General features: G+C 60.1%; 23 protein-coding genes and 2 pseudogenes. 14 read left to right on the forward strand and 11 right to left on the reverse strand.

The window, feature by feature from the left end; all coding sequences use genetic code 11:
- Window position 1: 1 nt before the first annotated feature.
- The 5 genes from ACZ1HN_RS12340 to bcp form a co-directional block, all read right to left on the reverse strand.
- Window positions 2-514: a bactofilin family protein gene (locus ACZ1HN_RS12340; RefSeq protein ID WP_299206578.1), complete on the reverse strand. Its 513-nt coding sequence runs from the start codon at window positions 512-514 to the stop codon at window positions 2-4.
- Window positions 504-1835 carry a DUF5930 domain-containing protein gene (locus ACZ1HN_RS12345; RefSeq protein ID WP_472727715.1) on the reverse strand — a complete coding sequence of 444 codons (1332 nt, stop codon included), beginning with the start codon at window positions 1833-1835 and terminating at the stop codon, window positions 504-506. Before ACZ1HN_RS12345 ends, ACZ1HN_RS12340 begins: the two co-directional genes overlap by 11 nt.
- A gap of 177 nt (window positions 1836-2012) precedes the next feature.
- On the reverse strand, window positions 2013-2822 hold the full coding sequence (locus ACZ1HN_RS12350; RefSeq protein ID WP_472729316.1) for a ferritin-like domain-containing protein: 810 nt from the start codon (window positions 2820-2822) through the stop codon (window positions 2013-2015).
- A 2-nt stretch (window positions 2823-2824) separates the two neighbouring features.
- Window positions 2825-3646 (reverse strand): alpha/beta fold hydrolase, encoded by an 822-nt coding sequence (locus ACZ1HN_RS12355; RefSeq protein WP_472727716.1) that lies wholly within the window; start codon window positions 3644-3646, stop codon window positions 2825-2827.
- Window positions 3643-4104 (reverse strand): thioredoxin-dependent thiol peroxidase, encoded by a 462-nt coding sequence (bcp, locus tag ACZ1HN_RS12360; RefSeq protein WP_299206570.1) that lies wholly within the window; start codon window positions 4102-4104, stop codon window positions 3643-3645. Before bcp ends, ACZ1HN_RS12355 begins: the two co-directional genes overlap by 4 nt.
- Before the next feature lie 197 nt (window positions 4105-4301).
- Between bcp and ACZ1HN_RS12365 the strand changes: the two genes are divergently transcribed.
- The 12 genes and pseudogenes from ACZ1HN_RS12365 to ACZ1HN_RS12420 all read left to right on the forward strand — a co-directional run bounded on the left by ACZ1HN_RS12365 (window position 4302) and on the right by ACZ1HN_RS12420 (window position 18802).
- Window positions 4302-6611 carry a hypothetical protein gene (locus ACZ1HN_RS12365; RefSeq protein ID WP_472727717.1) on the forward strand — a complete coding sequence of 770 codons (2310 nt, stop codon included), beginning with the start codon at window positions 4302-4304 and terminating at the stop codon, window positions 6609-6611.
- Window positions 6608-7594, forward strand: a complete 987-nt coding sequence (locus ACZ1HN_RS12370) for a hypothetical protein (protein ID WP_472727718.1) — start codon at window positions 6608-6610, stop codon at window positions 7592-7594. Before ACZ1HN_RS12365 ends, ACZ1HN_RS12370 begins: the two co-directional genes overlap by 4 nt.
- Before the next feature lie 21 nt (window positions 7595-7615).
- Window positions 7616-8668: a tRNA preQ1(34) S-adenosylmethionine ribosyltransferase-isomerase QueA gene (gene queA, locus ACZ1HN_RS12375; protein ID WP_472727719.1), complete on the forward strand. Its 1053-nt coding sequence runs from the start codon at window positions 7616-7618 to the stop codon at window positions 8666-8668.
- Window positions 8669-8762: 94 nt separating this feature from the next.
- The gene (locus ACZ1HN_RS12380; RefSeq protein ID WP_299703028.1) at window positions 8763-10034 is read left to right on the forward strand and encodes an MFS transporter; all 1272 of its coding nucleotides are present in this window, start codon (window positions 8763-8765) and stop codon (window positions 10032-10034) included.
- A gap of 97 nt (window positions 10035-10131) precedes the next feature.
- On the forward strand, window positions 10132-10710 hold the full coding sequence (locus ACZ1HN_RS12385) for a DUF924 family protein (protein ID WP_299603053.1): 579 nt from the start codon (window positions 10132-10134) through the stop codon (window positions 10708-10710).
- Window positions 10711-10854: 144 nt separating this feature from the next.
- A pseudogene (gene lpdA / locus ACZ1HN_RS12390) lies at window positions 10855-12253 on the forward strand (dihydrolipoyl dehydrogenase).
- Between the two features lie 11 nt (window positions 12254-12264).
- Complete coding sequence (locus ACZ1HN_RS12395) at window positions 12265-13281, forward strand: SAM-dependent methyltransferase (RefSeq protein ID WP_472727720.1); 1017 nt, start codon at window positions 12265-12267, stop codon at window positions 13279-13281.
- 160 nt (window positions 13282-13441) lie between these two features.
- Window positions 13442-14053 (forward strand): MFS transporter, encoded by a 612-nt coding sequence (locus ACZ1HN_RS12400; RefSeq protein ID WP_472727721.1) that lies wholly within the window; start codon window positions 13442-13444, stop codon window positions 14051-14053.
- Window positions 14050-14610, forward strand: coding sequence for a hypothetical protein (locus ACZ1HN_RS12405; protein ID WP_472727722.1), 561 nt, complete (start codon window positions 14050-14052; stop codon window positions 14608-14610). The genes ACZ1HN_RS12400 and ACZ1HN_RS12405 overlap by 4 nt, the downstream gene beginning before the upstream one ends.
- Before the next feature lie 87 nt (window positions 14611-14697).
- Window positions 14698-17580 carry an excinuclease ABC subunit UvrA gene (gene uvrA / locus ACZ1HN_RS12410; RefSeq protein WP_472727723.1) on the forward strand — a complete coding sequence of 961 codons (2883 nt, stop codon included), beginning with the start codon at window positions 14698-14700 and terminating at the stop codon, window positions 17578-17580.
- A gap of 73 nt (window positions 17581-17653) precedes the next feature.
- Window positions 17654-18361 (forward strand): head GIN domain-containing protein, encoded by a 708-nt coding sequence (locus ACZ1HN_RS12415; protein ID WP_472727724.1) that lies wholly within the window; start codon window positions 17654-17656, stop codon window positions 18359-18361.
- A gap of 183 nt (window positions 18362-18544) precedes the next feature.
- Complete coding sequence (locus ACZ1HN_RS12420; protein ID WP_472727725.1) at window positions 18545-18802, forward strand: hypothetical protein; 258 nt, start codon at window positions 18545-18547, stop codon at window positions 18800-18802.
- A gap of 3 nt (window positions 18803-18805) precedes the next feature.
- Here ACZ1HN_RS12420 and mmsB read toward each other — a convergent pair whose 3' ends face one another.
- The 6 genes and pseudogenes from mmsB to ACZ1HN_RS12450 form a co-directional block, all read right to left on the reverse strand.
- Window positions 18806-19678, reverse strand: a complete 873-nt coding sequence (gene mmsB, locus ACZ1HN_RS12425; RefSeq protein ID WP_472729317.1) for a 3-hydroxyisobutyrate dehydrogenase — start codon at window positions 19676-19678, stop codon at window positions 18806-18808.
- A gap of 81 nt (window positions 19679-19759) precedes the next feature.
- A pseudogene (locus ACZ1HN_RS12430) lies at window positions 19760-20719 on the reverse strand (enoyl-CoA hydratase/isomerase family protein); the annotation flags it as partial.
- A complete protein-coding gene (locus tag ACZ1HN_RS12435; RefSeq protein ID WP_472727726.1) occupies window positions 20716-21066 on the reverse strand; it encodes a RidA family protein in 351 nt (116 codons plus the stop codon). The pseudogene ACZ1HN_RS12430 and the gene ACZ1HN_RS12435, both read right to left, overlap by 4 nt.
- Complete coding sequence (locus tag ACZ1HN_RS12440; protein ID WP_472727727.1) at window positions 21063-22205, reverse strand: acyl-CoA dehydrogenase family protein; 1143 nt, start codon at window positions 22203-22205, stop codon at window positions 21063-21065. Before ACZ1HN_RS12440 ends, ACZ1HN_RS12435 begins: the two co-directional genes overlap by 4 nt.
- A 61-nt stretch (window positions 22206-22266) precedes the next feature.
- Window positions 22267-22701: a hypothetical protein gene (locus ACZ1HN_RS12445; RefSeq protein ID WP_299206516.1), complete on the reverse strand. Its 435-nt coding sequence runs from the start codon at window positions 22699-22701 to the stop codon at window positions 22267-22269.
- A 1-nt stretch (window position 22702) separates the two neighbouring features.
- A complete protein-coding gene (locus tag ACZ1HN_RS12450; RefSeq protein WP_472727728.1) occupies window positions 22703-24202 on the reverse strand; it encodes a CoA-acylating methylmalonate-semialdehyde dehydrogenase in 1500 nt (499 codons plus the stop codon).
- Between the two features lie 124 nt (window positions 24203-24326).
- Here ACZ1HN_RS12450 and ACZ1HN_RS12455 point away from each other — a divergent pair, with 124 nt between their 5' ends.
- Together ACZ1HN_RS12455 and ACZ1HN_RS12460 are read left to right on the forward strand one after the other, a co-directional pair.
- On the forward strand, window positions 24327-25238 hold the full coding sequence (locus ACZ1HN_RS12455; RefSeq protein WP_472727729.1) for a LysR family transcriptional regulator: 912 nt from the start codon (window positions 24327-24329) through the stop codon (window positions 25236-25238).
- Between the two features lie 174 nt (window positions 25239-25412).
- Entirely contained in the window at window positions 25413-25847 is a 435-nt protein-coding gene (locus ACZ1HN_RS12460; RefSeq protein WP_472727730.1) for a CBS domain-containing protein, read from the forward strand.
- Window positions 25848-25890 lie beyond the last annotated feature (43 nt).

A 25890-nucleotide genomic window follows, 5' to 3' on the forward strand; every position in this document is an offset into this window, starting at 1 on the left:
CCTAGCCGTTTTGCGGCGCTGGCGATGGCTGCTGCGGTGGTGCCTTGGGCTTGTTGCCGCCCGCGTTCAGGGGATCGTCCTGACGCTGTACGGACCCTTCGAAATGGGCACCGCTTTCGATGGCGATGGTCTTGTGAATGATGTCGCCTTCGACCCGTGCGGTCGAGGTCAGGCGCACTTTCAGGCCACGGACGCGGCCCACGATGCGACCGTTGATCACGACGTCGTCCGCGACGACCTCGCCCTTGATCGTGGCGCTTTCACCGATGGTCAGCAGGTGGGCGCGAATGTCGCCCTCAACTGTGCCTTCGACCTGGATATCGCCGGTGGTTTTCATGTTGCCCGTGACGTGCAGGTCAGCTGAGAGAAGCGAGGCGGGTGGTTTCGCCTTGGGCGCGCTGGCCTTGAATTCGCTTTGCTGTTTGGGCGCTGCGGGGGCAGGGGCGGCCGGTGCCGCCTTTTTCTCCGCATCGGTGCTGGGCGCGGGATCGTTGATTTTGCTCTTAGAAAACATCGTTGGCTGCCTTGATATAGATCATCGGGTTGACGGCTTTTCCGCCGACGCGGACTTCGTAGTGCAGATGCACGCCGGTTACCCGTCCAGACGCTCCCATATCACCTATCCGGTCCCCGCGCGAGACCTTTTGACCAACTTTCACACGCAGCCGTGACAGGTGCGCGTAGCGGGTTTCGATCCCGAATTCATGTTGGATTTTGACAAGTCTGCCATAGCCCGATTGCCAGCCTGCATGGGTCACAACGCCGTCGGCCGTGGCATAGAGCGGTGTGCCCAGACCGGCGGCGAAATCGACGCCTTTGTGCATGCGTCGACCACCCGTTTTGGGGTCGCGGCGAAAGCCGAACGAGGATGTGAAGCGGAAGGCGGATTTGACCGGGGTGGCAAAGGGAGCTTTCTGTGCGGCAATCCGGTAGAGGTTCAGCGTGTCCATCTGGTTCAGCAGACGATTGGCGCGCAGCGTATCGGGGCTGGGTTCTTCACCCCGTGTCGAGAAGGACAGGGGGGTCAGCGGGCCGCCTTGGCCGGAATAGCCGCGCCGGACCTGTTCGATAATGCGGTCGGTGGGCATGCCAGCGGAGCGGAACATCTTGTCCAGAGGCGCGACCGACACGGTCATCGCTTCTTCGAGCTGGCGGAAAATCTGATCGTTCTGTTCGCGCATCAGCGCGATTTCGGTCGCCATTGCGTCGGCGGCAAGCAGCGCGTCCTCCGCGTCCTGTTCGATCTTGTCGCGTTCCGCGGCAGTTTTCGCGAGCGCGTCTGCCACAAAATCCATGGGTGCCCCACCACCACTTGCGGCGAGTGCCGTGCCTGCGCCACCGGTCTCAACCTGGTCCTGCAGTGCGGCCAGCTGTTCGCGTGCTGTTTCACGGTCCTTCATGGTGCCGCGCAGTGTCGCCTGGATCACTTCGATCCCGGTTTCAAGTTCGCGGCGGCGTGTCTCGGACGTCAGCAGTTCGGATTGCATGACGGAGATCTGTTGAAGGGCGGCGTTGAAGCGGTTTTGTGCGGCCAGTGCTTCCTCGGCGCGGGCGTCGCGTTGACCAGCCAGATCGTTCAGGCGCGCCTGGTAAGTGCTTTGATCGCGTTTGGCCTGTTCGCGGAAGTTGCCGGACCCGATGCTGTCCATGAGCAGGATGGCCGTTGCCACGATTGCCCATGCCACAACAAAAGAACTGCCCGCGAAAGCGAGCAGTTGTGTGCCGGGCCGAAGCCGGATGAACCTTGTGTCATTGTCCGATTTGAGAAAGACGCGACGCTCGGGAAAATACTTTTCCAGAAGTCCGTGCCACTTAATGCCGAGGCGTGTCCGCAAAACGCTCGTCCCTTTAGTTCCCATCCCACAGCGGCGTTCATATCCCCAAACACGACGCCCTAACGCCTGTGCATAAAGTCACAGCGCTTTGGCGGCAAGTCTCACGCTACGTTCTGTGTAAAACCGGTGCGGAAATGTATCAAATTGGCGGAAAACCGCGCATGATATCCATACGGATCAGTCTGTTAGCGCAAGAGGCCAGTAGAAATCCGGAGGCAGTCCGGCTTCGGCTCTTTTTTCCTCGTTGAAGGGTGGTTTGAGGGGGCTGTGGAAGTATTTCTGAACCAAGGCGTGGAACGCATCCTTGGGGTCAAGATTGTCGCGCCCACACAGGAAGTGGAACCATTTCGAGCCGTAAGCGACATGGGCCACTTCCTCGGCATAGATGGTTTCGAGTGCTGCGACGGCGCTGTCGAGTTTCGCTTTTCGGAAGATGTCGATCATGCCCGGCGTTACGTCGAGACCGCGGGCTTCGAGCACCATGGGGACAACGGCCAGACGGCCCATGAAATCCTCTGCCGTGTCTTCGGCGGCGCGCCACATGCCCGCATGGGCCGGAAGGGCGCCGTAGTGGCTGCCCAGCTCTTCGAGGCAGTCGCACATCAGGTTGAAGTGTTTGGATTCTTCGTCTGCCGCTTTCACCCAGTCGTCGTAAAACCCCATGGGCATTGGCACATGGGTGAAGCGGGCGATGATGTCCCAGTGCAGGTCGACGGCGTTGAGTTCGATATGGGCCACGGCGTGCAGCAGCGCGATGCGCCCCTGCGGGCTGCCGGGGCGGCGGCGCGGCACGTCACGGGGGCTGAGCAGTTCGGGCGTTGATGGCCGGGCCGGGTGCATGGGCGGGGAAGCCGTGCCGATGTCAGGTGTGTGCCCGTCGGCCCGTGCGGCTTTCCATTCGGCGGCCAGCTTGCGGGACAGGGCCGTCTTTTCCCGGCCGTCTGCGGTGCGCAGCACAGCCTCGGCCATCTGTCCAAGGGGCATCATCATCATGGGGCGAGGGCGGGCAGGGCCGCCCGGAGCGTTGCGTCAGCATTTTCGAGTTGTGGCATATGTCCGAGTCCTGGCAGTTCTGTCATGGGTGGGCGGCCCATCGCCGAAGCCAAATCACGCCCGCGCGCCAACGGTATCCACGGATCGTCGGCCCCCCACAAGATGTGAACGGGGCATCTGACCTGATCCAGCTTGTCCTCGAAAGCTGCGGTGAGCGCCTCGTCCGCCTGCGCGAACTGGCGATAGAAGGCGATCTGGCCCTCAGCGTCCAGCCAAGGTGCGACCAGTTGATCCATGTCGTCCCGGGCGATGCCATGTGCGAAAGCGCCGCCAATATACGCCTCGACAATACCCCGATGTATGTGCGGCGGCACAGCGGAGAACACATCGACATGACGTTTCACATGATCGAAAAAGCCGGAGCCCCAAGGGCGCATCATCACCACGTTCATCAGCACCAGACGGGTGTAGTCGACACCGCCCGTCAGATGCGCCCGCAGTGCGATCGCGCCGCCGAAATCATGCGCCCAGACAATGGGTGCGCGCAGGTCGAAATGGTCGAGCATTTCAGCAAAAATCTGCGCTTGCGCATCAATCCCGCTGGGACGGTCGGCCCGATGCTCCGAGGCGCCGAAGTCCGGCATGTCGTACCAGTGCACGGTGAACCGTTCGGACAGGCGTGCAATCACGCGGTGCCAGGAAAAGGACGACCAGGGCCAGCCATGGGCCAGCACCAGCGCGGGGCCGGTGCCGGATCGACCAGCAGCAACAAAACCTGCTGACGTCTGGAACCGCTCAGGCAGATGCCATCCGGTCACAGGGCTTTGACAGCCGCCAGCACCGCTTCGGCGTGACCGGGCACCTTCACCTTGGGCCAGACCATTGCAACACTGCCGTTGGCGTCGATGAGGTAGGTGGTGCGTTCGATGCCCATGTACTTTTTACCGTACATGTTCTTTTCCTTCCAAACGCCGTAATCCTCGCAGACCGAGCCGTTTTCGTCCGACAAAAGCCCCACGGTCAGTTCGCGTTTCTTGGCGAACTTGGCATGGCTGGCGACGCTGTCCTTGGAGATGCCAAAAACCTTGGCGCCAGCGGATTCAAATTCGGCCAGATGTTCTGAAAAGGCGATCGATTCCTTGGTGCAGCCCGGCGTGTCATCGCGTGGATAGAAATAAAGTACGATCGGACCGCCTTGCATCGCCGACAAGGTCACATCATTTCCATCACTGTCAGGCAAGGTGAAGTCAGGGGCGGGGGAGGCGATATCGAGCATGTTTCGGCCTTTTCATAAGACTTGGGAAAGTTGTGACTGGCATGATAGGGCTGGGCGGACAAGAATAAAGACATGAGCAGTGAAGACCCGACTCCTGAACCGCCCGCGCGGCGGAAAAAAGCCTGTGGCGTCGCCTTGGGCTGGGGAGCCTGTTTTTCAGTCTTTTCTTTGCCGTCATTCTGGGCACCGCCATCTATGTGCTGATCGGGCGACCGGTTGCGGCACCGGATTGGTTGCGCGACCGGATCGAGGTGCGGGCAGGACAAGCGTTGGGCGCGGCGTCGCTGCGCTTTGATGCGCTCGATCTTGTTGTCGAGGACAGCAGCAAGCCACGGGTCCGCATGAGCAATGTGCAAGTGCTGAACACCGCTGGTGTTGAGATTGTGGGCTTTTCCGAAATGCGGATTGGTTTATCCGTGACCGGTCTGGCGCGGGGAGAGTTTCGCCCCACGGACATCAGTGTGTCGGGCGTCTTTGCCAGCATGCGGCGTGAGATTGATGGATCGGTCATTCTGTCCGGCGGTCTGGATCTGACCGGGCCAACACAACGGGCGGCCAACCTGGCCTTGCTGATCGAAAGCGTTGATGAACTGCTGACCTTGCCAGGACTGTCTGCCCTGACCTCGGGCGACATTCAGGCGCTGACCCTGCGGGTCGAGGATGTCAGATCCTCCCGCGCGTGGACGGTTGACGGTGGTCGGATGCGATTGGCGCGCGACGGCGAGGCGGTGCGCATTACGTCGGACCTTGCCTTGCTGAGCGGTGGCGAGGACGTGGCGACGCTGGAGGCCAATTACGAGGGTCAGGTCGGGCAGTCATCGGCCACCTTTGGTGTCTTGGTCAGCGATGTGGATGCCGGAGACATTGCAGTTCTCGCACCGGCCTTTGAATGGCTTGACGTGGTGCGTGCCCCGATATCGGGTGCGGTGCGTGGCGGCGTGGGCGCGGATGGCGTGCTGGCCCCGCTAAATGTGTCGCTGAATATCGGCGCGGGTGTTATTCAACCAACCGACGCGACACGACCGGTGCCGTTCCAGTCGGCGCGCAGTTACTTCAGCTATGATCCCGGCGACACCGTTCTGACTTTCGACGAACTGTCGGTCGAAAGCGCGTGGATCACGGCGCAGATCGACGGTCAGGCGGTCTTGGGGTTGGACGATCAGGGCGGTCTTGATGATCTTGTCGGCCAGTTTCGGGCCACGTCGTTAAGTGCAAATCCGGATAACCTGTATCCTGAACCGATCGAGATGCAAGCGGCGCAGCTGGATTTCCGTTTGCGCCTTGATCCCTTTCGGCTGGATATCGGACAGGCTTTGTTTCAGGACCATGGGCAAAACCTGATTGCGCAGGGCGCATTGTTGGCTGCCACGGATGGGTGGAGCTATGAGTTGGATGCGCAGGTGGCGGGCATGATGCCTGAACGTCTGCTTGAGATCTGGCCGGATCGCTATGCGCCCAAGGCTCGCAAATGGGTGCTGGAGAACCTGCAAGATGGGTTCATGCGCGACATTGATGTTGCGCTGCGAGACACGCCCGGCAGTCCGACGGTCGCCTATGCCGGGTTCGCTTATGAAGATGCCCGTGTGCGTTATCTCAAGACGATGCCCCCGGTTGAGCAGGCGAGGGGGAGCGCCAGCCTGCTGGATGGCCGTTTTGTGGTTGCCGTTGATCAGGGCTTTGTCGCGTCACCGCGTGGTGGCCGTATCGATGTCAGCGGGTCGTCCTTCATCATTCCCGATGTGCGTGCGCGTGAGGGTGTGCCTGCCGTCGTCCGGTTGGAAACAGACGGGACAGTGACGGCGGGCCTGTCGCTGTTGGATTTGCCACCGCTGAGCGTGATGGAGCGCGCGGGGTTGTCTCCGACACTGGCGGATGGGCGTTTGCAGGCCGCCGGTACGCTGGCCTTTGCCATGAAGAAGGGGCTGAAGCCCCAGGATGTTGAGTATGATGCGACCGGCACCGCCCGGGATGTGTTGAGCACCACCCTGATCGAAGGGCGACGTCTGGCGGCTGACACGTTGCGGGTCATCGCCTCGCAAAACAGGGTTGAGGTGTCGGGCCCCGGAACGTTGGATGGAGTGCCGTTTGAAGCGCGCTGGGCGCAGCCATTGGGGCAGGGATCGCCGCAACCGAGCCAGGTCACGGGCACAATCGAGCTGTCAGAGCGGACGATTGATGCGTTTGAACTGGGCCTTCCGCCCGGATTGGTGACGGGCCGGGGGACCGGTGACATCACCATTGACCTGCCGGCGGGCGACGGTGTCCCCTCCTTTGCTTTGTCGACCAACCTGCGGGGGGTGCGCCTGTCATCGCCGCCGCTGGGGTGGTCGAAGCCTGCGTCAACCGCTGCGTCCCTGACCCTGGCCGGGCAACTTGGGCCGTTGCCGCGCGTGGATCGGATTGCGCTGGATGCGCCGGGCTTGCAGGCGGAGGGGGGATCACGTTCATTCCGGGCGGGGGGCTGGAGCGGGCGAGTTTCAGCTCTGTTCGTGTCGGTAACTGGATGAATGGCCCGGTGGATCTGTGGGGCCGTGGTTCTGGGGCTGCGCCGGCGGTCGAGGTGCGTGGCGGCGTGCTGGATCTGCGCGCGGCGGATTTTGGTGGTTCGGGTGCGGGCACCGGCGGGCAGCAGGGGGGCGGGCCGTTGAGCCTGACCTTGGATCGATTGCAGATCACCGACACCATCGCGCTTGATCGCGTGACGGGTGATTTCAACATGGCGCGCGGGTTGGATGGCGAGTTTCGTGCCCGTGTGAATGGCCGAACGCCGATCCGGGGCCAGGTGCTGCCGCAGAACGGTCGCAGTGCGATCCGCATCACGTCGGACGATGCGGGTGGTGTGGCGGCCTCGGCCGGTATTTTGAAACAGGCGCGCGGCGGGTCCTTGTCCCTGACCCTGTTGCCTGTAGGCGATGCGGCCTTTGACGGCACGTTGAGTGTCAAGGAAACGCGGGTGCAGGATGCGCCGGCCATTGCCGCTCTTTTGAATGCGCTTAGTGTTGTCGGCCTGTTGGAGCAGATGAGCGGCAGCGGCATTCACTTTCAGAATGTCGATGCCTCTTTCCGCCTGACCCCATCCACGATGACACTGACACAGGCCAGTGCCACGGGGCCATCGATGGGGCTGTCCATGGATGGTGTTTATGATGTGGCGGGGGGGCGTCTGAACATGCAGGGCGTGATCTCGCCCCTGTTTCTGATCAATGGGATCGGCGGCATCTTTACCCCCCGGCGCGGCGAGGGTTTGATCGGTTTCAACTACCGTTTGCGCGGCCCGGCGGCGAACCCGCGCGTGCAGGTCAATCCGCTGTCGGCGCTGACGCCCGGCGTGTTCCGCGAGATTTTCCGCGCCCCGGCGCCGGATGTTCCCCGGGTCGAAGGGGAGCAGGTGGCGCCGGTCGTACCGGAGGCCTTTGTGCCCGAGGACACAGGACCCAGCCGTGCCGAACAAAGACGGATTGAACGGCAAAAACGCATTGATGATCGGTGATTGCGTCGCTACGTGGCGCGCATGAAACTGGATGATTTCGATTTTGATCTGCCCGAGGCGCTGATTGCGACCCGCCCCGCATCACCGCGGTCATCGGCGCGGTTGTTGGTGGCCGATGGGGACTCGATCCACGATCAGGTGGTCACGGACCTTTTGTCGTGGTTGCGCCCGGGTGACTTGCTGGTTCTGAACGACACGCGCGTGATCCCGGCGCGCCTGTTCGGCACCCGCGCACGGCAAAGTGCGCAAGGCCTGACCGAAGCACGGATCGAGGCGACCCTGCTGGAACCCCGCGCTGACGGCACATGGTCGGCTTTGGTCAAACCGTTGAAGAAGGTGAAGCCGGGCGAGGTGATCCGCTTTTCCGATGATCTGTCGGCCACGCTTGAAGGCAGCGCCGACGGGCAGGGGCATTTGAGGTTCAACCTGACGGGCGCGGATTTTGATGCAGCGTTGGCCGACGCCGGTGCGATGCCGCTGCCACCCTACATTGCCGCCAAGCGCCCAGCGGATGCGCAGGACAAGACCGACTACCAGACGATCTGGGCCAAGCACAGCGGTGCTGTAGCTGCACCCACGGCATCGTTGCATTTCGACGATGCGCTGATGCAGGCGCTTGCCGCGCATGGCGTCGAAACAACCCATGTCACGCTGCATGTGGGGGCGGGCACGTTCCTACCCGTCAAGGTGGAGGATGTCACCAAGCACAAGATGCACGCCGAATGGGGGCAGGTGTCGGCCCGGGCCGCGCGGGACATAGCGGCAGCCAAGGCGCGCGGTGCCCGGGTGATTCCCGTTGGCACCACGGCCCTGCGTTTGATCGAGACGATGGCGCGGGATGGCGGCATCGCGCCCTGGGAAGGGGAAACAGATATCTTCATCTATCCCGGTTTCAGCTTTGGCGTGGCGGACGGATTGATGACCAACTTCCACCTGCCCAAATCAACATTGATGATGCTTGTGTCAGCCCTAATGGGGCGAGATCGCATTCGCGCCATCTATGACCACGCCGTGAAATCGGAGTACCGGTTCTTTTCGTATGGGGATGCGTCGCTTTTGTTGCCGCAAACGTGACACCGGAAACCGACACACACTGGTCGCACATATCTGCGACACGGTCGGCAAATGCAGGGCAGGGTGATTTCACCCCTTCAAGGAGTTCCGCATCATGTTCCAAGTTCTGACAAGCGCCTGGGCCCTGCTGTTTGGCATGGGGCTTTTGATGGTGGGCAACGGGATGCAAGGCACGTTGCTTGGTATTCGGGGGGAGATCGAGGGATTTTCGACCGCCCAGATGTCGATTGTCATGTCGGCTTACTTCCTTGGATTTCTGGGTGGCAGCCGTCTGGCCCCAAGGATGATCCAGCGGGTGGGCCATGTGCGCGTCTTTGCGGCACTCGCATCGCTGATTTCGGCGGTAATGATCCTGTACCCAACCTTTGCGGATCCGTGGGCATGGACCATCGGGCGCGTTGTTATCGGTTTTTGCTTTTCTGCCGTCTATGTCACGGCGGAAAGCTGGCTGAACGATGCGGCCGACAATTCGAACCGGGGCAAGGCTCTGTCTTTGTACATGATCGTGCAGACATTCGGCATTGTGGTCAGCCAGTATTTGCTGCTGACCGCCGATCCCTCGGGCTTTGTCCTGTTTGTTATTCCGTCGGTGCTGGTGTCGCTGGCGATTACGCCCATCCTGTTGTCGATCAGTCCGGTACCGGCCTTTGAGACAACGAAGCCTATGTCGCTGCGGGCGCTTGTCGCGACCTCGCCCTTGGGCTGCGTGGGCATGTTCCTGCTGGGCGGAGTCTTTGCTGCGCAATTCGGGATGTCGGCGGTTTACGGCACGCAAGTAGGGCTGTCGGTCGCGCAGATTTCGGCCTTTGTGTCGACCTTCTTTGTCGGGGCGATGCTTTTGCAATATCCCATTGGCTGGATTTCGGACCGGATGGATCGCCGGGCATTGATCCTGATCGTCGCTGCCATCGGGGGTGGTGGCTCGGTCCTTGGTCTGCTTCTGGGCGGTAGTTTTGCCATGCTTCTGGTATCGGCTTTTGTCGTGGGCGGCATGTCAAACCCGCTTTATTCCCTGCTCTTGGCCCACACGAATGACTTTCTTGATCACGATGATATGGCGGCCGCCTCCGGTGGGTTGGTGTTCATCAACGGTCTGGGTGCTGTCTTTGGTCCGCTGATTGTTGGTGCGCTGATGGAAAGCGTGGGGCCATCGGGTTTTTATATGTTCACTGGTGTGCTGTTTGCCGCGTTGGTTTCCTATGCAGCCTACCGGAGAACGCAACGGGCTGCGGTTCCCGTCGAAGAAACGGGTTCGTATGTTGTGATGTCCCAAGCCACCACGACGCCGGTTGGCATGGAATTCGCGCAAGAATACGCCATCGAGGCTGATTTGGAGGCAGAAGATGACGCACAAGCGGCATCCTAACACGCAATGTGTCGCACCTGTCGTATTTCGTGATTGGGGTCTGTGGAAAACTTATGTAACCATTTGAGTACGGGGCATGGGAAGCGGGAGACAAACCATGGTTGGTCCGGACGAAGTATTGAGTTTCTGGTTGGATGAGTGCACGCCGGATGATTGGTTTAAATCTGACGCTGCATTCGATCAAAAAATACGCGACCGTTTTGGCGGCGCGTGGAAGGCGGCGACGGAAGGCAAGTTTGCGCTTTGGTTGACATATCCGTCGGGGGCGCTGGCCTATATCATTCTGACAGACCAGTTCCCACGCAATATGTTTCGCGATGATGCAGCAGCCTTTTCCACGGACAAGGCGGCCCTTGCCGCGGCCAAATCCGCGATCGCGAAAGGCTGGGACATGCGGATTGATCTGCCTGCGCGCCAGTTCTTTTACATGCCGCTTGAGCATTCGGAAAACCTGTGTGACCAGGATCGAGCCGTGCGCCTGATCTGTGAGCGGATGAAGGATGACGAGTTTCTGCTACATGCCCGGGCGCATCGCGAAGTGATCCGCGAATTTGGCCGCTTTCCGCACCGCAATGCGGTTCTGAGACGGGCCACGACCGCAGCGGAAAAGGCACATCTGGACGCAGGCGGTTATGGTGCCGTTCTGCGGGGCATGCAGGCCGACAAGGCTGCCTGACAAACTTTTTCTGTTTAAATTACTCACTGGCGCGGGGCTTCCCTTGCGTCAGGCGTTTTGTCGCGCCATGCTTTCGTTGTGAAGTGTTTAGAAATAGTTTAACGGTAAACTAAATCTGGCGCAGCGTTTGGCGAGGGCATTGAAATGGCGGCGAAATCCTTTGATGTGGTGGTGATCGGATCTGGCCCAGGCGGGTATGTGGCAGCCATTCGTGCGGCGCAACTGGGGCTGAGTACCTGCGTGGTGGAGCGCGAGAGTCTTGGCGGCATCTGCTTGAACTGGGGCTGCATCCCGACCAAGGCGATGTTGCGCAGTTCGGAAGTGTTCCACTTAATGCACCGCGCCAAGGAGTTTGGCCTGAAGGCGACCGGTGTGGACTATGATCTGCCCGCTGTTGTTGAACGCTCCCGCAAGGTGGCTGGTCAGTTGTCCGGCGGCGTCCAACATCTGCTGAAGAAGAACAAGGTGACCGTCATCATGGGCGAGGGGACGATCCCGTCCAAGGGTAAGGTCAGCGTCAAGACCGACAAGGGCACCGAGGAGCTGACGGCGAAGAGCATCATCCTTGCCACTGGCGCGCGGGCGCGCGAATTGCCTGGGTTGGAAGCGGATGGCGATCTTGTCTGGACCTACCGGGCGGCGCTGACGCCGAAGCGGATGCCGAAAAAGCTGCTGGTCATTGGCTCTGGCGCGATCGGTATCGAATTTGCCAGTTTCTACAACACGCTCGGTGCTGACACGACCGTGGTGGAAGTCATGGATCGTGTGCTGCCCGTCGAAGATGCCGAGATTTCGGCCTTTGCCAAGAAGGCGTTCGAAAAGCAGGGCATGAAGATCATGCAAAAGGCGATGGTCAAGCAGCTTGATCGCGCGAAGGGTAAGGTGACGGCCCATATCGAGGTGGGTGGTAAGGTTGAGAAACATGATTTCGACACAGTGATTTCCGCCGTTGGTATTGTCGGGAATGTCGAAGGGCTGAACCTTGAAAAGCTGGGCGTGAAGGTGGATCGCACCCATGTTGTGACAGATGAATACTGCCGGACCGGTGTCGAGGGAATTTATGCCATCGGCGACATTGCTGGCGCGCCGTGGTTGGCACACAAGGCGTCACATGAGGGCGTCATGGTGGCCGAACTGATCGCCGGCAAGAACGATGTTCATCCGATCAAACCCAACTCCATTGCCGGATGTACCTACTGCCACCCACAGGTGGCGTCTGTTGGTCTGACCGAGGCGGCGGCCAAAGAGGCTGGCTATACACTGAAGGTCGGGAAGTTCCCGTTCATCGGCAACGGCAAGGCGATTGCCCTGGGCGAGCCAGAGGGCATGATCAAGACCGTGTTCGATGCCAAAACGGGCGAGTTGCTGGGCGCGCATATGATCGGTGCCGAGGTGACCGAGCTGATCCAGGGGTATGTCGTGGGACAGGCACTCGAGACCACAGAGGAAGACCTGATGCATGCCGTCTTCCCGCACCCGACATTGTCGGAGATGATGCACAGAAAGCGTGCTGGATGCCTATGATCGTGTGATCCACATGTAGCGCTGGCGACTGTGCCAAAAGATGAGCAGACTCCGCGCGGCACCCTGGTTCGGCTGGATGCCGCGTTGCGCGACACGGGCGCATGGCCTGCTGACAGGCTGCAGGCGGCCTGGGGGCTGCACGACCTGTTTGTAAGCTTGACGGATCAGCCACCTGTAGATGCAACTGATACCGTGGGCGCAGCGTTCGACGAGACCCTTGGGCAGGATGGGCGAGCCGTGTCGCCATTCTGTGCTGCCCTGTGTTTGCGCGACTATCTGCGCACATACGCTTTTGCTGAAGGTGTGACACGTGCAATTCAGCAGGTGCGGGCACGCCACCCGGGCCGTCCAGCGCGTGTTCTGTACGCCGGGACGGGCCCCTTTGCCTCGCTGGCGGTGCTGCAAATCCCGCATTTTAGCGCAGATGAGGTGCAGTTTACCTTGCTTGACATTCACCCGGAATCCGACACTGCGTCGCGCCAGGTTTTTGCGGCCCTGCGGGCCGAGGACATGGTCGAAGCACGGCATGTGGTGGATGCGATCCGGTGGGCCGCAGAAGATGAAGGCCCGTTTGACGTCATTGTCACAGAGGTGATGCAGGCAGCATTAAAAAACGAACCTCAGGTTCAAATGACGCGGGCGCTGGCGCCGCTGCTGGCCTCGGATGGCGTACTTGTCCCGGAAGAGATCAGCATGGACTTGGTGAAGGTCCACCCGGAAACACTGTTTGGCGAAACGCCAGTGCCGTTACCACCGGCGATCGGGCGCGCGATGACCTTGACGGTAGAGACGGCAAGGGGATTGGCGTTCGCCGATGGCATTGCGGCTTTGCCACCGCTGCGCGTGCCAGATCACCAGACATGTGACGCACCACTGGTCATCGTCACCCGAATCCGAACCTTTGGTGAGATTGAGTTGACCTATGGCTTGTCCGGTCTGACCCAGCCCATCGTGCTTTATGACACGCCAATACCGCGTGCGGGTGACATGATCAGCTTGGCTTACCGCATCGGTTCGGAGCCGAAACTGCTGGTGGCGGTGGCGTAGGGCTAGGCCGGGCAGGGCCTTTTAATTTGGTGACGCAGCTGCACCCGTTTTGGTTTCCGAGGATGCAGAATCGAATAGGGAAACCTCCAAACAGGCCCGCCGCGCGTGACGCACAGAAAGTGGCCTTGCAGCCCCTGACATTCAGGCGTAGCCCGGACAGATGAGCGACCGCACTTCATTCCCCCTTGTCTTTGCCCTGTGGGGGGCGGGGCTGGGTGCAGCGGGACAATATGCCAAGATATCTGTGATCTTTGACAAGCTGCCTGCTGTTTATCCCGACGCGGGTGCGGCGCTGGGGTTCACCGTGTCCCTTGTTGGGTTGCTTGGTATCCTTCTGGGTGTTGTTGCGGGCCTTGTCGTCGCCCGTATCCGGTATCGGCGGGCGATGCTGTGGGCGCTTTGGGCGGGTGCGGCGCTGTCACTTTATCAGGCGACTTTGCCGAGCTTGCCCTTGATGCTGGTGAGCCGTGCGCTTGAGGGCGTGTCGCATCTGGCGATGGTTGTTGCCGCGCCTACGCTTATCGCGCAGCTGAGTGCCGAGCGGCATCGCGGCTTTACCCTGACACTGTGGAGCACGTTCTTTTCCGTCGCCTTCACCCTTTTGGTCGCCCTTGGCCTGCCGCTTGTGGATGCGATGGGTGTGCCTGCGCTGTTCGTTGCTCATTCCATTTGGCTGGCCGTGTTCGCGGTTATCCTTGGTGTTTTCCTGCGCCCACTTGAGGTGCCGCCAGGGGTACTTTGTCCCTGCGGGGCATCTTGCGCGATCACGTGACCATCTACCGTTCCCCCAGCATTGCGGCACCGGGGGCCGGTTGGTTGTTCTATACGTTTTGCTTTCTGGCGATCCTGACAGTTTTGCCGCCCTACATCGCACAGGAATGGCGGGCTTGGGTCATGGGGGCGATGCCTTTGACCTCGATTGCCGTGTCCCTGACGCTGGGCGTTTTTGCGATGCGGTTCATGTCTGCGATCATGCTGGTGCAGATTGGCTTTGTACTGTGCATCCTGTCTCTGTTATGGCTTTGGGCCGCGCCGGGCTTGCCCGCTGCGTGCCTGGCGTTGGCAGGAGCCTTGGGGCTGGTGCAGGGGGCGAGCTTTGCCGCTGTGCCGCAGTTGAACCGGACTGCCGCCCACCAATCCCAAGCCTATGGTGGCTTGGCGCAGACCGGCAATCTGGGCAACACGCTGGGCACGCCCGTGTTGTTGGCCGTGCTGGGTATAGCTGGCTTTCCGGGGTTGGTCTGGACGTGCGTCGCCGTCTTTGGTTGCGGGATTGCGGTCCATGCGTGGATGGCGACGCGGCGGCGTACTGACACCATTCGGCAGTAAGCGACATGTTCATGACATGTTCTCACTTTTTCATTGGCTGTTTCGGCCATCTGACCTATGTACAAACCGTTAATCCGGGGGGCTGATATGGCCGAGCAGAAGAATATCGAGGTGCGTGGCGCGCGCGAGCACAACCTCAAGTCCATCGACGTGGATATCCCGCGCGACCAACTGGTTGTGATCACTGGGCTTTCCGGGTCGGGCAAGTCATCGCTGGCCTTCGACACGATCTATGCCGAGGGGCAGCGCCGCTACGTGGAATCACTGTCGGCTTACGCGCGTCAGTTCCTGGACATGATGCAGAAGCCGGATGTCGATCACATTTCAGGCCTGAGCCCCGCGATTTCGATTGAGCAGAAGACGACGTCGAAGAATCCTCGATCGACTGTTGGCACTGTGACTGAAATCTACGACTACATGCGTCTGCTCTTTGCCCGCGTGGGTACACCCTATTCGCCTGCCACTGGCAAGCCCATCGAGGCGCAGCAGGTGCAGGACATGGTGGACCGCATCATGGTGATGGAGGAGGGCACGCGCGCCTATCTGTTGGCCCCCATCATCCGCGACCGCAAAGGCGAGTACCGCAAAGAGTTTCTGGAGCTGCGCAAGCAGGGTTTCCAGCGTGTGAAGGTCGATGGCGAATTCTATGAACTGGACGAGCCGCCGACGCTGGACAAGAAATTCCGCCATGACATTGACGTGGTGGTGGACCGTATCGTGGTGCGGGAGGGGCTCGAGACGCGGTTAGCAGATTCACTGCGCACGGCACTGGATTTGGCCGATGGTATTGCGATCCTTGAGACTGCGCCGAGCGAAGGTGATCCCGAGCGCACGACCTTTTCCGAGAAATTTGCCTGCCCTGTCAGTGGCTTCACGATCCCCGAGATCGAGCCGCGCCTGTTTTCCTTCAATGCCCCTTTTGGGGCGTGCCCGTCCTGTGACGGGTTGGGGCACGAGCTGTTTTTTGATGAGCGGTTGGTGGTGCCGGACCAGACATTGAAGGTCTATGACGGGGCGCTCGCGCCCTGGCGCAAGGGGAAATCGCCGTACTTCTTGCAGACCATTGAGGCGATTGCGGCCCACTACGAGTTTGACCCACAGACCAAGTGGAAGGACCTGCCAGCGCATGTGAAGCAGGTATTCCTCTATGGGTCGGGCGACGAGGAGATTCCGTTCCGCTATGACGAGGGTGGCCGCGTGTACCAGGTGACGCGGGTGTTCGAAGGGGTGATCCCCAACATGGAGCGCCGCTATCGCGAGACGGATTCGAACTGGATCCGCGAGGAATTCGAGCGCTACCAGAACAACCGTCCTTGTGGCGATTGTGGCGGGTTCCGCCTGCGGCCCGAAGCGTTGGCGGTGAAGATCGGGCCACGTGATGACCCGGACCGGCTGCTGCATGTGGGGCAGGTGGTCGAGATGTCGATCCGCGAGGCTTTTGACTGGTGTCAGACCGTGCCGGAGCATCTGACAGACCAGAACAACGAGATTGCACGGGCCATTCTGAAGGAGATTCGCGAGCGGCTTGGGTTCCTGAATAACGTTGGTCTTGAGTATCTTACGATGTCACGCTCAAGTGGCACGCTGAGTGGGGGAGAGAGCCAGCGTATTCGCCTGGCCTCGCAGATCGGGTCTGGGTTGACCGGCGTTCTGTATGTGCTTGACGAGCCGTCGATTGGCTTGCACCAGCGCGACAATGATCGCCTTTTGGGTACGCTCAAGAACCTACGGGATCAGGGCAACACTGTCATCGTGGTTGAACATGATGAAGAGGCGATCCGCGAGGCCGATTATGTCTTCGACATCGGCCCCGGCGCCGGTGTGCATGGTGGGCAGGTCGTGGCGCATGGGACGCCGGATGTGCTGGCCGCCAGCGGGTCCATCACCGGCGACTACTTGTCCGGTAAGCGCGAGATCGCGGTGCCGACCGAGCGTCGCAAGGGTAAGAAAGGCAAAAAGAAGGTCACTGTCGTCAAGGCGACGGGCAACAACTTGCAGAACGTGACCGTCGATTTCCCACTGGGCAAATTTGTCTGTGTGACGGGCGTGTCGGGTGGCGGCAAGTCCACGCTGACCATTGAAACGCTGTTCAAGACGGCATCGATGGCGCTGAACGGTGCGCGCCAGACACCTGCGCCCTGTGAGACGATCAAGGGGCTAGAGCACCTCGACAAGGTGATCGACATCGACCAGCGGCCCATCGGGCGCACCCCACGTTCGAACCCGGCGACCTATACCGGGGCCTTCACGCCCATTCGTGACTGGTTTGCTGGTTTGCCCGAGGCCAAGGCCCGCGGCTACAAGCCGGGGCGTTTTTCCTTCAACGTGAAGGGCGGGCGGTGCGAGGCGTGCCAGGGCGACGGTGTCATCAAGATTGAGATGCACTTCCTGCCGGATGTTTATGTCGAGTGCGAGACGTGTAAAGGCGCGCGGTATAACCGTGAAACGCTTGAGATCAAGTTTAAGGGCAAGTCCATTGCCGATGTACTGGGTATGACGGTCGAGGATGCCCAGACGTTTTTCCAGGCCGTGCCGTCGATCCGTGAAAAAATGGATGCGCTGATGCGCGTGGGCCTTGGCTACATCAAGGTCGGCCAGCAGGCGACGACCCTGTCCGGGGGCGAGGCGCAGCGGGTGAAGTTGTCGAAAGAGCTTTCGAAACGGTCGACGGGCCGGACGCTCTATATCCTCGATGAGCCGACCACAGGGCTGCATTTCGAAGATGTGCGCAAGCTTTTGGAAGTGCTGCATGAATTGGTGGATCAGGGCAATTCGGTCGTTGTGATCGAACATAACCTCGACGTCGTAAAAACTGCGGATCATATCATCGACATTGGACCTGAGGGCGGCGATGGCGGTGGTCAGGTTGTCGCGACCGGCACGCCGGAGGAAGTGGCGGAGGTGGCCGAGAGCCACACCGGCCGGTACCTGAAGCCGATGCTGGCACAGCGCAGGGTGGCAGCAGAGTAAATTAGCTCAGGTGTCTTGAATGTTAATCTGATTAACACCATCTCATCTTCGTATTCACATCGGGAGAGTGAAGATGAGACGACCTTTGTACGTCGTGTCGGCTGTCTGTGCGGTTGCCTTGGCCACCCCGCTGGCGGCTCGCGAAACAGTTCATGACTTTTCAGGTTTTACCAAGATAATCGCCGCTGATGGTGTGACGGTCCGGGTGTTTTCAGGCTCGGACTACCGCGTTGTGTCCGATGTCTCTGGCACTGCGCGCGAACGTCGCCTGGTGGTGGAACAGGATGGCGACACGTTGTCGATCAAACGCCAGGGTGGATCGTCGATGATCCTCATGGGGATGGCCGATTACTATACCGTCACGGTGCATATGCCAGAGTTGACGTCGATCATTGGCAGTCGCGGGGTTGACGTCGAAGTCTCGGGCACGTTTACCGATGCGTTCGAAGCGATGAGCAGCAGTGGTGCCGATGTCGATATTGACGGGTTGGACACCGAAACGGTGTTCCTCAAGGCCAGTTCGGGCTCGGACCTGGACGTGCGCGGCTCCTGCGGGTCCCTTGTGGTCGAGGCCTCTAGTGGGTCGGACATTGATGGTGAAGATCTGGAATGCCGGGACGTCCATGCACGCGCCTCAAGCGGGTCGGACATCGAAATACATGTCTCCGGGACCTTGTTTGCACGCGCCTCCAGTGGCGGTGACATTAAAGTGGAAGGTGCGCCGATGGATGTGAAGGTGAAGGAAAGCTCAGGCGGGGAAGTGAGCCTGCCCGGGTCCTGAACCACTGATTGCTATGTGAGGCGCGGACCGGGCAGGGACGCGTTGCACATCGTTTCCACTGCGCCCTTGTGTCGTTTGGAAAAACGACGTGAGGTAAGCCCGATTGTTTTGGTCAGAATGCCGCATTTAAAGCGGTTCTAGGTCTCTTATCTGATGGGAAACCTTTGATGGAGCGGACCAAGCATGACCACGACAAACACCAACGCTGCGCGACAGTTGGGTTTTATCCGAGCCGGGATGCAGAAAATATCTGAGGCTGCGCGCACCATGTTCTCTGCCGTGGTTGGTACGGAGCTTTATGTGCTGTTGGGCATATTGGCCCTGGTGGTCGCATGGGGGCTGGCCATTGCAACATGGGGGTATCCAGCCCTGATCATCGTGGCCCTGTTCCTTGTGTTTGTGATTTTTGCGGGCTTGATGCTGATCACCGTGGGGAAATAGAAGTCAGCCGCGCCCGCGGGTTTCGAACCGTGGCAGCATGGCGCTGAAGTCCTTGCCCAGACCATCCTCGTTTTCGACAAACTGGCGGTAGAGTTCCAGCGCGCGTTGACCCATCGGGGTGTCCGCGTCCACAGCCTCTGCCGCCTGCTGGCTCAGCCCAAGATCTTTCAGCATCAGTTCTGCGGCGAAGCCCGGGGTGTAGCCATTGTCTGCCGGGCTTTGCGGGCCGACGCCTGGGGCAGGGCAGTAGGCGTTCATTGTCCAAGAATAGCCCGAGGATGTGCTGACCACATCGAACATTTTTTGTCGGTCAAGTCCGAGTTTGTCGGCCAGGGCAAAGGCTTCGCAGGTGGCGATCATGGTCGCGCCGAGGATCATGTTGTTGCAGATCTTGGCCGCCTGACCTGCGCCTGCATCGCCACAGTGCACGGCCTTCTGGCCCATGATGTCGAAGAGGGGCTTGGCTGCTTCGAAAGCTGCGGTGCTGCCGCCCGCCATGAAGGTGAGCGTTCCACCAGCAGCGCCGCCAATGCCACCCGATACGGGCGCATCGACACAGCCCAGGCCGGCCGCATCCGCTTGTTCAGCGACCGCGCGCGCGCTTTCCACATCAACAGTCGAGCAGTCGATCAGAGTTGCGCCGGGTTTCATCGCGGGGATCACTTCGGCGGCTACAGCGCGCAGGATGTCGCCATTGGGCAGCATCGTGATGACGATGTCCTGATCGGTGGCGGCCTCAGCAGCGCTTGGGGCATTCGCGACGCCCTCGGCCGTGGTTCCGGCCACGTCGAACCCGGTCACCGTATGCCCGGCCTTGGCAAGGTTCGCGGCCATCGGGGCACCCATGTTGCCCAGCCCAACAAATCCGATCTTCATGCCCGTTCCTCCCAGTTTGAGTGCCATGTCCCCAAGCGGCATCAGCATCTTGCTGACCGCGGCGGGCGGGACCGCGCCGTCGGCGTATTGCCATTTCGGTGCGCGGTCTTTGTCTATGATGGCCGCCCTGATCCCTTCAAGGAAGTCACCATGCTCCATTGCGCGCGCGGTGAAGCGGTATTCAAGGTCCAGCGCCTTTTCCAAGGTCAGCGATGGACCGCGCAGGCGGTGCAGGGCTTCGATGGTACAGGCCATGGAGAGGGGGCTGTTGCGGCCCATGCGCTTGCGTGTATCGCGGGCAAAGTCGCTGTCCTCGTCCCGCAGCGTGGTCAGCACATCGTTGAGTGACGCGCCATGAAAGTGTCTGTCGATATCGGGCATCGCTTGTTGAAGTGGTCCGCTCTCCGGATCCGTGGTGGCAGCAGCGATGCAAGATGTGTCGCCCGTGGCCTCAAGCGTGGCGATCAGGGCGGGCCAGTGTGCTTCGGCCACGTAGTGGTCCGCGAAGCCAGCAAAGATCGAGTCGCTTGAATTCATCCGCGCGGCGGTCGTGCCTAGGTACTCCCCCAGGCGACCCGGGGCGAGGGCGAGCATCAGCGACCCGCCCACATCCGGAACAAGGCCGATGCCGCATTCCGGCATCGCGATCTGGCTGCTGTCGCCCACAACCCGGTGCGACCCGTGACACCCAATGCCGACGCCGCCGCCCATGGTGAACCCTTGCAGGAAGCTGACCACCGGTTTGGGATAGTGAAAGATCTTGTGGTTCAGGCGGTATTCATCGGCCCAGAATGTTTGGCCGTAGGCATAGTCACCCTTGGTTCCGGTTTCGTAGAGTTCGGCAATGTCACCGCCCGAGCAGAAGGCGCGGTCGCCGATCGCGTCGAACACCACCACTTCGACACTGTCATCGCTGCGCCATGCGTCCAGTGCCGCCTCGATGGCGAGGCACATGTCATAGGTCATCGCGTTGAGCGCTTGGGGACGCTGCAAGGTGATTCGGCCCGCGCGCCCGGTGATACGGATGGAGATGTCAGTCATGGCAAGGCCGCCGTGCAGATGATTTCGATGTCGTAGCCTTCGCCACCAATCTGTACCTCTCCACACGACCGGGCGGGGGCGGTGCTAGCGGGCACCCATGCATCCCAAACCTCGTTGATGGCGTCATAGTCGGATATGGAGGCGAGCCAGATGGTCACGGACAGCAATCGGGTTTTGTCAGTGCCCATGGCGGCAAGGTCATGATCGACCTTGGCCAGCGCTTCGCGTGTTTGGATCTGGATCGGTGCAAAGGCGGTGCCACACTGCCCGGCAAGATAAGCGGTCTCGCCGTGCACAACCGCCTGGCTCATCCGTTTGTCCGTATCGAAGCGCTTGATGTCGGTCATCGGTTCTTCAACATGTCGCGCGCCACGATCACGCGCATGATTTCATTGGTGCCTTCGAGGATCTGATGCACGCGCAAATCGCGGACCAGTTTTTCGATACCGTAATCCGCCAGATAGCCGTAACCGCCGTGCAATTGCAGGCACTGGTCAACGACCTTGGACCCAGCGTCAGTTACGAACTTCTTGGCCATGGCGCAGAATTTGGTGGCATCAGGCGCGCCATTGTCGAGCTTCCATGCGGCTTGGCGCAGGAAGGTGCGGGCGGCTTGCAGTTCGATCTCCATATCCGCGAGGCGGAATTGCAGGCCCTGGAACTGGTCGATGGGCTGACCAAACGCCTTGCGCTCGCCCATATAGGCCAGCGTCACATTCAAAGCCGTCTGGGCTGCGCCCAATGAACAGGCGGCAATGTTCAGACGACCACCATCAAGGCCCATCATCGCATATTTAAAGCCTTGGCCTTCTTCTCCGACCAGATTGCCGCTGGGGATATTGCAATTGTCGAACTGGACCTGCGCAGTGGGTTGGCTGCGCCAGCCCATCTTGTCTTCCAACCCACCAAATGACAAACCTTCGGTGCCGTCTTCGACATAGACTGTGGACACGCCCTTTGGCCCGTCTTCTCCAGTGCGCACCATGCAGACATACGCATCCGAGTATCCGCCACCAGAGATGAACGCTTTGGTGCCGTTCAGGGTGTAGCCTTCATTCGTGCGATCCGCACGGGTGCGCAAGGCCGCCGCGTCGGAGCCAGAGCCGGGTTCGGTCAGGCAATAGCTGAGCACGGTGTTCATGCTCAGGACGTCCGGCATCACGCGGGCCTTCAGATTGTCACCCGCAAAGCTGTCGAGCATCTTGGCGCACATGTTGTGGATCGACAGGAAGGCCGCAACGGACGGGCAGGCCATGCTTAGTGCTTCGAACACCAGCGTTGCATCAAGCCGCGACAGACCCGCGCCGCCCGCATCTTCCGAGACATAGAGCGAAGCAAAGCCCAGTTCACCGACCTTGGGCCACAGGTCCTTGGGGATGGTGCCAGCAGCTTCCCAATCGCGCGCATGGGGCGCGATCTCGGACTGGCCAAAGGCATGGGCCATGTCGAAAATTGCGGTCTGTTCCTCGGTCAGTGCGAAATCCATGCTGCCTCCCATAGCGCAATGGCTTGAATTGAACGCACGTTAAATTCCGATGTTTGCAGGACTATTGCAAGGCCTGCTTTCCGACCGGGGGCAGAAGCATATCAAGGGATTTTTCAGGCTGACCAAGTAGCGTCAGTGCCTCGGATTCCGAGTGCTGCACCATCGGCACAACCGCATCCACGTTGTCCCAGGATTTGATGAACAACGCGCTCAGTTCCTGACTGATCTGCGTTGGTGCGATATAGACAACAAGCGATTGCACGCCGGAGTTAGCAAAGCGATCTACTTTGGTCGCTTGCATCTGCATGAAACGAACATAGTCCCGTTCATAGTCGGTGATGCTGCTGAAATCGACCAACTGCTTTTGGCCAAGCGCATAGTGCGGGTGGGCCAAATAGGTTTGGGTGGCACCGAGTGTGTCGTCTATGGTCACGAAACCTGAATACCGGACCACGACCAAGCCGCGGTCCGGGATGATGCGAAAACGTATGGGCATGCTATTCCATTACGGGGATCGAAAATTCTCCGCCTTCCTTTATTCCAGATGGCCAACGGGCCGTCACTGTCTTCGTACGCGTATAGAACTTAAATGCGTCAGGACCGTGTTGATTTAGGTCACCAAATACGGATTTTTTCCAGCCCCCAAATGTATGATAGGCCAATGGCACGGGAATTGGGACATTAATGCCTACCATGCCGATGTTGATTCGGTTGGCAAAATCGCGGGCCGTGTCACCGTCCCGGGTGAAGATTGCGGTCCCGTTTCCGTATTCATGATCCATGGCGAGGCCGATGGCCTCTTCGTAGGTTTGTGCGCGGACAGTTGTCAGGACAGGGCCAAAGATTTCCTGCTTGTAGATATCCATGTCTTTGGTCGCACGGTCGAAAAGATGCGGACCGACAAAGTATCCCTCTTCGTAGCCTTGCAGTTTAAAATCACGCCCATCGACAACCAGTTCGGCGCCCTGATCAATACCGGTTTGCACAAGCCGTTCGATGTTGGCCTTGGCTGCGCCGGTCACAACGGGGCCATAGTCCACGTCATTGCCTGCGGTGTAGGGGCCAACCTTGAGCTTTTCGATGCGCGGCACCAGTTTTTCAATCAGACGGTCTGCGGTTTCGTCGCCGACGGGCACCGCCACCGAGATTGCCATGCAGCGTTCGCCCGCTGCGCCATAGCCTGCACCGACCAGCGCATCGGCGGCCTGATCCATGTCGGCATCGGGCATGACGATCATATGGTTCTTGGCCCCGCCAAAGCACTGAACGCGTTTGCCGTTCGCACAGCCCGTGGCATAGATGTATTCGGCGATGGGGGTTGATCCGACAAAGCCAATGGACTGGATCACGTCGTGGTGCAGGATCGCGTCCACGGCTTCCTTGTCGCCATTGACCACTTGCAGGATACCTTTGGGCAGGCCCGCCTCTTCCATCAATTCGGCCAGCATCAGGGGAACCGACGGGTCGCGCTCGGAGGGTTTCAGGATGAAGGCGTTGCCGCAGGCGATGGCAGGCGCGAACATCCACATCGGGATCATGGCGGGGAAGTTGAATGGCGTGATGCCCGCCGTCACACCCAGCGCCTGACGCATGGAGTACATATCGATGCCGGGGCCGGCGCTGTCGGTGTATTCGCCTTTCAGCAGGTGCGGCGCGCCGATGCAGTACTCGACAACTTCGAGGCCGCGCTGCACGTCGCCTGCCGCATCGGGAAGTGTCTTGCCGTGCTCGCGGCTGAGCGCTTCGGCCAGCTTGTCCATGTCGCGGTTGAGCAAAGTCACGAATTTCATCAGGACGCGTGCCCGGCGTTGCGGGTTGGTGGCCGCCCAAGCCGGTTGCGCTTTGGCAGCAATGTCGACGGCATGGGCCAATTCGCTTGCCGAAGCGAGCGGCACCCTTGCCTGCACCTCACCCGTGGCGGGGTTCATGACGTCGGCAAAACGGCCCGATGTTCCTTTGACGTGGGCACCATCGATGTAGTGGGTCAGTTCCTGCATTCTGCGTCCTCCCGAGGGGGTGTTGAATTTCGAAGTTGGCGGCAGGATAGTCTTGCAAAATATCTGGCAAAAGAGGCAAGTAGGCAAAACCATTTTGCATTTTTGCAGATTGGAAGGGGTTTTGATGCTGCCACATTGGGATGATCTGCGCCTGTTTCTGGCAGTGGCGCGCGCTGAAACGCTTTCGGCGGCCGCCAAGGATGTCCGCAAGGATGCCGCGACCTTGGGTCGGCGTGTGGCGCGACTGGAGCGGGATCTGGATGTGGTTCTGTTTCGCAAATCTCCGCAGGGATATGCGTTGACGGATGCGGGGGCGCAGTTGCTGGAGCGGGCAGAAACCGCAGAGGCCGCCATGCGCGCCGCAACGGAAGGGATTTCCGGGGCAGGGCCTACCCAGGCTGAGACCGGGTTGACCGGTCAGGTGCGCATCGGTGCACCGGATGGATGCGCGAACTACGTGCTGCCGCAGGTCTGTGCCGCCTTGGGGAAAGCGCACCCCGCGCTCGATATTCAGATCGTTGCCTTGCCCCGGGTGTTCAACCTGTCCCGGCGCGAGGCGGATCTGGCCATTGGCGTAAGTGCACCGACAGCGGGGCAGCTGACGGTGCAACGTATTACAGATTACCGGCTGCATCTGGCTGCCAGCGAGACTTATTTGGAGGGTGCCGCGCCGCTGGCCAAGATGACCGACCTGCAGTCACACCGGATTGTTGGATACATCCCTGACATGATCTTTGATCGAGAACTGGATTATCTGGCCGATGCCGGGGTCGAACGGGTTGCACTGGCGTCCAACTCGGTCGCGGTGCAGTTGAACCTTCTGCGGCAGGGTGCGGGCGTCGGTGTGGTGCACGACTTTGCCTTGCCATTCGCACCTGGTCTGCGCCGCGTGCTTCTGGACCAGATGTCTCTGTTGCGCAGTTTTTTCCTGATCCGGCATCAGTCTGACACCCGTGACCGACGGTTGAGCGCGTTTGCCGAGCTTTTGGTGCAGGGTGTCCGGTCCGAGATTGCGAGACTTGAAGGATATGTATAAATAAAATCAAGCTCTTGCGAGAATATATTCAACTTCTTTTTTGATGCTTGGGGTGCGCGCTCATGGACAAATTTCAACCGGCAGTGGATCGCCGGGCGACGTTCGTACACTTGACAGACAGGGCCTTGGCGGCAGACGCTGAGTTATGTCGCAGTATTGACGAGGTCCAGATCCATGCTTGTGCACCAGATTCTCAAATCCAAATCCGATGACGCTGTTGTTACGGTGAAACCCGGCACGCAGGTGTCCGAAGCGGCGAAGATCCTTGCCGAGCGCAGGATCGGGACAGTCGTCATCTCAACAGATGGGCTAACCGCCGAGGGTATCCTGTCGGAGCGCGACATCGTGCGGTTTCTGGCCAAGCGGGGTGGAGCCATCCTGAACGAGCCGGTGGACAACTTCATGACGTCGAAACTGGTGACATGCCAGCGCGACGACAAGGCGGACGATATCTTGGCCCAGATGACGGAAGGCCGATTTCGCCACATGCCCGTCGTCGAGGACGGACAACTTGTGGGCTTGATCACCCTCGGCGACGTGGTCAAGGCGCGGCTGACCGAGCTGTCGATGGAGAAGGAAGCGCTTCAAGGCATGATTATGGGCCACTGACCAGACGCTTGCGTCGTGTTTGCTTGCAATCGCGTGTCTGAAA

Source organism: Tateyamaria sp. GN1-10 (genome assembly GCF_055693845.1).

Coding starts and splice junctions, on each gene's coding strand:
- ACZ1HN_RS12455 (WP_472727729.1), top strand. CDS start 24,327: ATGCTGCCACATTGGGATGATCTGCGCCTGTTTCTGGCAGTGGCGCGC.
- ACZ1HN_RS12385 (WP_299603053.1), top strand. CDS start 10,132: ATGGTTGGTCCGGACGAAGTATTGAGTTTCTGGTTGGATGAGTGCACG.
- ACZ1HN_RS12460 (WP_472727730.1), top strand. CDS start 25,413: ATGCTTGTGCACCAGATTCTCAAATCCAAATCCGATGACGCTGTTGTT.
- ACZ1HN_RS12370 (WP_472727718.1), top strand. CDS start 6,608: ATGAATGGCCCGGTGGATCTGTGGGGCCGTGGTTCTGGGGCTGCGCCG.
- ACZ1HN_RS12400 (WP_472727721.1), top strand. CDS start 13,442: ATGAGCGACCGCACTTCATTCCCCCTTGTCTTTGCCCTGTGGGGGGCG.
- uvrA (WP_472727723.1), top strand. CDS start 14,698: ATGGCCGAGCAGAAGAATATCGAGGTGCGTGGCGCGCGCGAGCACAAC.
- ACZ1HN_RS12420 (WP_472727725.1), top strand. CDS start 18,545: ATGACCACGACAAACACCAACGCTGCGCGACAGTTGGGTTTTATCCGA.
- ACZ1HN_RS12440 (WP_472727727.1), bottom strand. CDS start 22,205: ATGGATTTCGCACTGACCGAGGAACAGACCGCAATTTTCGACATGGCC.
- ACZ1HN_RS12350 (WP_472729316.1), bottom strand. CDS start 2,822: ATGATGCCCCTTGGACAGATGGCCGAGGCTGTGCTGCGCACCGCAGAC.
- ACZ1HN_RS12340 (WP_299206578.1), bottom strand. CDS start 514: ATGTTTTCTAAGAGCAAAATCAACGATCCCGCGCCCAGCACCGATGCG.
- ACZ1HN_RS12450 (WP_472727728.1), bottom strand. CDS start 24,202: ATGCAGGAACTGACCCACTACATCGATGGTGCCCACGTCAAAGGAACA.
- mmsB (WP_472729317.1), bottom strand. CDS start 19,678: ATGAAGATCGGATTTGTTGGGCTGGGCAACATGGGTGCCCCGATGGCC.
- ACZ1HN_RS12415 (WP_472727724.1), top strand. CDS start 17,654: ATGAGACGACCTTTGTACGTCGTGTCGGCTGTCTGTGCGGTTGCCTTG.
- ACZ1HN_RS12380 (WP_299703028.1), top strand. CDS start 8,763: ATGTTCCAAGTTCTGACAAGCGCCTGGGCCCTGCTGTTTGGCATGGGG.
- ACZ1HN_RS12435 (WP_472727726.1), bottom strand. CDS start 21,066: ATGACCGACATCAAGCGCTTCGATACGGACAAACGGATGAGCCAGGCG.
- ACZ1HN_RS12445 (WP_299206516.1), bottom strand. CDS start 22,701: ATGCCCATACGTTTTCGCATCATCCCGGACCGCGGCTTGGTCGTGGTC.
- queA (WP_472727719.1), top strand. CDS start 7,616: ATGAAACTGGATGATTTCGATTTTGATCTGCCCGAGGCGCTGATTGCG.
- bcp (WP_299206570.1), bottom strand. CDS start 4,104: ATGCTCGATATCGCCTCCCCCGCCCCTGACTTCACCTTGCCTGACAGT.